Source organism: Mycobacterium sp. TH-M25 (assembly GCF_057473665.1).
Window position 1 is genome coordinate 1 of sequence record NZ_JBYCLA010000001.1, and the last position, 5866, is coordinate 5866.

5 protein-coding genes are annotated in these 5866 nt (G+C 64.8%); 2 read left to right on the forward strand and 3 right to left on the reverse strand.

Annotated features, from left to right (window positions below):
* Positions 1-526: MBL fold metallo-hydrolase (locus AC2VOU_RS00005; protein ID WP_486955496.1), on the reverse strand; the 526-nt coding region annotated here is incomplete at its 3' end.
* 12 nt (positions 527-538) lie between these two features.
* Complete coding sequence (locus AC2VOU_RS00010; RefSeq protein WP_486955497.1) at positions 539-1549, reverse strand: GGDEF domain-containing protein; 1011 nt, start codon at positions 1547-1549, stop codon at positions 539-541.
* 423 nt (positions 1550-1972) lie between these two features.
* Here AC2VOU_RS00010 and AC2VOU_RS00015 point away from each other — a divergent pair, with 423 nt between their 5' ends.
* Complete coding sequence (locus tag AC2VOU_RS00015; RefSeq protein ID WP_486955498.1) at positions 1973-2698, forward strand: TetR/AcrR family transcriptional regulator; 726 nt, start codon at positions 1973-1975, stop codon at positions 2696-2698.
* 216 nt (positions 2699-2914) lie between these two features.
* Positions 2915-4384, forward strand: coding sequence for a PE-PPE domain-containing protein (locus AC2VOU_RS00020; RefSeq protein ID WP_486955499.1), 1470 nt, complete (start codon positions 2915-2917; stop codon positions 4382-4384).
* Positions 4385-4438: 54 nt separating this feature from the next.
* Here the strand turns inward: AC2VOU_RS00020 and AC2VOU_RS00025 are convergent.
* The coding region (locus AC2VOU_RS00025) for a sensor histidine kinase (protein WP_486955500.1) at positions 4439-5866 on the reverse strand (1428 nt) is incomplete at its 5' end.

A 5866-nucleotide genomic window follows, 5' to 3' on the forward strand; every position in this document is an offset into this window, starting at 1 on the left:
CCATCGCCGGGCCGGCGTAGACATTCTCCTGCACGACATGCTCGGCAAAGCCTTCGGGCGCCAGCACCGCGACCTTGCCTGCATCGACGTCGGCCTGGGAGGTGACACCGAGCACGCCGCCGAAATGGTCGACGTGGCTGTGGGTGTAGATCACCGCGACGACGGGCCGATCACCCCGGTGGGCGCGGTAGAGCTGCAGCGCCGCCGCGGCCACCTCGGTGGAGACCAGCGGGTCGATCACGATCAGACCGGTTTCGCCCTCGACGAAGCTGATGTTCGACAGGTCCAGGCCGCGGACCTGGTAAATGCCCGGCACCACTTCGTAGAGGCCTTGTTTGGAGGTCAGCTTGGACTGGCGCCACAGGCTGGGATGCACCGTCGCGGGCGGATCCCCGGTGATGAACGCGTAGGCGTCGTTGTCCCACACCACCCGCCCGTCGGCGGCATTGACGACGCAGGGGTCCAGCGCACCGATGAAGCCCCGGTCGGCGTCGACGAAATCGACAGAGCTTTCCAGCGGGTCCACCGCGTCATCATGTCAGCCGAGTTCGACCGCCGTCCCGTAGATCGCACACCGGGCCCCGCCGGACCGCTTCGCCTCGTACATCGCAGCATCGGCGTGTCGTATCGCGTCGTCGATGGAAAAGTGCGGGCCGCCGACGGGATACCAGGCAATACCGACACTGGCCGTCAGCGGCAGGCCGTCCACCTCACCGTGCGTGAGCGGATCCAGTCGACTCAGCAAGATCGACCTGTCGTAGCCCGAGCCCATGAATGCCACCAGCACGAACTCGTCGCCGCCGATACGGGCGGCGATCTCGTTGCCGCTGACCAGCGATTGCAGCTTGCGCGCCACACTCAATAGAGCAGCGTCGCCGGCAGCGTGGCCCTGCCCGTCGTTGAAGGCCTTGAATCGGTCGATGTCACAGACCGCGATCAACACGCTCGCGGGCGACGTTCGCCGCATGGTGGCGGTCACCGCGGCGTGCATGCCTCGCCGGTTGCGCAGCCCGGTCAACGGGTCGTGCTGTGCGGACTTCACGGTTCGGCGAATCGAATGCCGCCCGACATCGATCAAGGCCAGTCCGCTCAGCGGCATAACGACCGTCCATACCAGCGCCGGCATGTAAATGGCGAACAGCCCCAGAACGGTTTGGTGCTCGAACAGCACCGCCCAACCGGTGATTCCGGCGACGAGGCTCCCACAGAAAAGGCAGTGCGCCAACAGAATTCGCCCACCCAGCAGGAATGCTACGAAGACAGCGGTCAGCGCCGCGTACAGCGTCGTGCACAATCGTGAGTCCGGCGTCGTCATCGTGACGGCGACGACCGCGACCGCCGCGTCAGCCCAGACGACAAAGGCGACCGCGTGCCGGTATGGCGGCCACGGCCGCAGCAACCATCGCAGGCCGAAGACCAATGCGGACAACGTCACGGCCAGCTGGAGCGCGTGCCGCACGACACCCACCGGACCCGACGGATCAAACTGGACGACGACGCCCAACCCGAACAGCCCGAGACAGCTGGCCGCGACAAGTCGGGAAAACATGCGCAACATCCGAGCTTCGCGCATCGCCGCGACGGCGAAGCGAAAAGTGCGTCGACTCAATTCTCCCCCGAAATCCCGCGGGCAAAGCACCCTACGAGCACCCAAACTACCTGTTGTGATCGCCGGCAGGTACAGCGAAGTGCGATACCGGCGTCGGTTGAGCTGGCAGTTCGGGTCGGCACCAGGGCACGGAGGCCATCCCGGCCGGATGGGCATGCGCTGCGTCAAGCCACTTGTAGGCCCAGTCCGGCAAACCTCCATCAAAGCGGGATCACGGCGCCCCAGCAGCAAGGTTAACTTTCTTAACTATTCTATCGACGTTCTCAGCAAAGCTCCCTATTGGTGAATCTCGACAACACGACCGCAGCCTCAACGACAAAGGAGCCCCGGGTCCCGTGGTCAGCGCGGATACCATGGTGACCCATGGGCACACCGCAGGGGGATGCACGCGACGAAGCTTCCCCGTCGATCTCGCGACGCGAGGGTGGCACCCGCACGATCCGCGGTCTGGATCCGGATCAACGCCGGGCCAAACGCCGGGAACAGTTGCTGGCTGCGGCGTTGGAGCTGTTCGCCGACAAGGGGTACATCAACACCTCGATCGAGCAGATATGCCAAGTCGCCTATGTCGGCAACAAAGCGTTCTACGAACTGTTCACCAGCAAAGAGGACCTCTACGTCGCACTGTTGAGCGAGATCAGCGAAAGCATCAAGCGGCAGGTGCTGCAGACGGCGCAGGAATTGTCCGACCAGGACATCACCGAAGCGTTCCGGTTACTGCTGACCACGTTCGCTCATTCGGTCGTCGACGACCCCCGTATCGCCGTGGTGGCTTTCCGTGATGTCGGGGGCATCTCGCTGGACGTCGAGCGGCAGCGGCGCGACAACCGCCGCTGGGTCACGGCTTTCTTCGAGGAACACTGGCGGCGTTTCGAGCTGGTCGGGGACCACTCACCCGATGACCGGATCGATTTTCACGCGCTCGCGATCGGGACTACCGGGGGTTTGTTCGAGATCGTCGCCAATTGGCTGAACAGCAAAGCTTCCCAGGAAGCCGACATCGGCGTTCTCATCTCAGAAATGGTCGACTTTGTCTCGCTGGTGCACGCCGGACTCCTCGGGCGCCGGGCGTCGGTTGGACGTCTCTGACGATCTAGGCGCCCTCGAGCCGTCTTCGGATCGGATGCCGGCCGGACAGATCGGCTGATAAGAAGCTGAACGAAGTTTGAGGAAAAATCCGCCAAAGTCACAACAGGTGTTCTTGTTTTGAATAAGATGACCTACTGTAATCGACGTCACACCGTGTCGGCGACAACGCCGACGGGGTTGGAAACCCCCAGGACCGACCGCAGATGAGGGCACAGCATGCGACGCGCACTTCGTTTCTCCGTCACCGCCGGTATCGTCCTGTTGGGCATCAGTGGCATCGCCATAACCCCGGTCACGCCGACGGCGCCCGACGGGCAGGTACGCGCGGTCAGGCTCGTCGACAACGTGGCAGACATCATGGCCGGCAGCGGCACACCGATACCGTCGGAGAGCTACATCGAGCACGACTTCGACGTCTTCGTCAAAACGTTGGATGACGGCGCGTTTCAGGATTACACCCCACAAGGCGTCGACTATCCGGCCGGTAACTACGGGCTCTACACCGGCGTCAAGAGTTTGCCGCTGGACACCTCAGAAGCCCAAGGCACCGAAATTCTCGACAACACGATCACCGCGCAGGTCGCCGACGGCAGCGACGTCATCATGAAAGGTCAATCCCAGAGCTCGACGGTGGCCGGGATGACCATGACCGAGTTGGCCGCCCAACATGTGCCCAGCTCCGACGTGTCCTTCGTGCTGACCGGCGACCCCAACCTCCCCGACGGCGGCCTCTTCGAGCGGATGGCCGGACTGGCCCTGCCCAGTCTGGGAATCACCTTCAACGGCGCTACCCCCTCCGACCTCTACCCCACCACGATTTACACGTTGGAATACGACGGCTTCGCCGACGTCTGCCAGTACCCGATCGATTTTGTCTGTGACATCAACTCTCTCGCCGGCATCGAATTCGTGCACCCCACTTATTCGACGGACGTCACACCCGAACAACTCGCTTCGGCGATCCAATTGCCGACCGAGGGTGCCACGATGACCACGTATTACATGATGCCGACCGCGGATCTGCCGCTACTGGATCCTGTCCGCGACATACCGCTGATCGGTAATCCCATCGCGGACCTGCTCCAACCCGACCTGAAGGTGCTGGTCAACCTGGGCTATGGCGACCCCGATTACGGCTGGTCGCAGGGTCCGGCGAACGTGCCGACCGAGTTCGGGCTCTTCCCGAGCGTCAGTGAGCTGGAGAAGGTGCCGGCCCTGCTGGAGGCCGGCACTCAGCAGGGCATCACCGACTTCGACAACGCCATCAGCTCGGAGGTGAGCTCCTTCATGTCCGACCCGTCCGCGGCTTTGTCCGGCATGCTGGGCGACCTGACGTCGGGAGCGTCGACCACCACGTCAACCACCGACGCGCTGTCGGCATTGTCGCCCACCGACCTCGTCAACGACCTCACCAACGTGGTCGACGCGCTGTCCAGCGCGACGTCCTCGGCGTATGCGACACTGCTCCCCACGGCAGATGTCCTCAATGCACTGCTCACCTCCATGCCGACTTATGACCTCTCCCTCTTCACCCAGGGAATCGATGCGGGAAACCTGCTTGAGGCCGTCGGCCAACCGATAGCGACAGACACCTACCTGGTTTCGCTGGCCGCCGCTTTCGAGCTCTTCAGCGTCGTCGGTCAGGCCACGACGGTCGCGAGCGATCTGTCCAACATCTTCCCGTGACACGCGCCGGACAGACCTGCATCCCGGCCAGACCCCAGGTACGGCCAGCCGGCGTCACGCCTCGACCGACAGCGGCAATCGCACCGTGAAGTCGGTGCGGCCCGGCGCGCTCTGCAACGTGATCGTGCCGTGGTGCGCCTTCACCACCGCGGAGACGATGGCCAAGCCCAGACCTGTGCTGCCGCCTTTGCGGGACCGCGACGTGTCGCCGCGCGCGAAGCGCTCGAACACTTCCGACTGCAACTGCTCTGAGATACCCGGGCCGTCGTCGCACACGCTCAGCACGGCATGGGCGCCGTCGGAATGCAACCGGGTGGTGACCACCGTGCCCGCTCCGGTGTGAACACGGGCGTTGGCCAGCAGGTTGGTCACCACCTGGTGCAGGTGCGCCGCATCGCCGGACACCATTACCGGTTCCTCGGGCAGGTCCAGCTCCCACTTGTGGTCACGGCCGGCGATGTGGGCATCGCTGACCGCGTCGACCGCGACCCGCGACAGGTCGACGGGTTCGCGTTGCAGCGGCCGCCCGGAATCGAGGCGGGCCAACAGCAACAGATCCTCGACGAGGTTGGTCATCCGTTCGGTTTCGGACTGGACGCGGTTCATCGCGTGCGTGACGGCCTCGGCGTCACCTGGGTATTGGGCGACTCGCTGGGCCAGTTCGGTGTAGCCACGGATGGCGGCCAATGGCGTGCGCAACTCGTGGCTGGCGTCGGCAACGAATTGCCGCACCCGGGTCTCGCTGGCCTGCCGCGTCGACAGCGCAGCGGCTATGTGGTCGAGCATCCGGTTGAGCGCGGACCCGAGTTGGCCAACTTCGGTGCGCGGGTTGGCATCTGACTCCCGTACCCGCACCGGCAGCGCCACTTCGCCGCGGTCCAGTGGCAGATCGACCACCTCGCCCGCGGTTTGAGCGACGCGACGCAGCGGAGCCAGTGCCCGCCGGATGATCACAATGCCCGCGGTGGTCGCGACCGCCACGGCGATCATGGTGACGACGCCGAAGATCAGCAGGACGCGGATCATCGTCGCGTCGACGGCGGACGTCGACAGGCCGGTGACGACGACGTCGCCGGTGCGGCGGGCGTGCGCGGCGACCAGACGGTAGCGGCCGAGTCCATCGATATCCCGAGTGACCGGGTGCGAGTCGACGGGTAGCGAAGCCAACTCCGCGCGCGCGGCGTCAGTGAGGGCGGCACGCCCGCCGGCTGCAGTCAGGTAGCCGGCCTCGATCGTCCCGTCCGGACTGATCACCGCACCCACCATGCCGACCGGCTGCGCCGGAGCGTCCAGGAAGACCGGGCCCGGGCCGGGTCGCGGGAAGGGCCGTGGATGATGCCGCCACGCCGTCGACGGCTCCAGCATGATCCGCACCGAACGATGCGACGCGTCGTGCAACTCGGTATCGAGCTGCGCGACCAGGAATTTGTACAGCGCCAATTCGGTCGCCACGCCGATGCCAAGGCAGGCGACGACGAGGAT

What these genes read in the sequence shown, in the direction of transcription:
- AC2VOU_RS00015 (WP_486955498.1), top strand. Translation starts at nt 1,973, where the DNA reads ATGGGCACACCGCAGGGGGATGCACGCGACGAAGCTTCCCCGTCGATC.
- AC2VOU_RS00010 (WP_486955497.1), bottom strand. Translation starts at nt 1,549, where the DNA reads ATGTTTTCCCGACTTGTCGCGGCCAGCTGTCTCGGGCTGTTCGGGTTG.
- AC2VOU_RS00020 (WP_486955499.1), top strand. Translation starts at nt 2,915, where the DNA reads ATGCGACGCGCACTTCGTTTCTCCGTCACCGCCGGTATCGTCCTGTTG.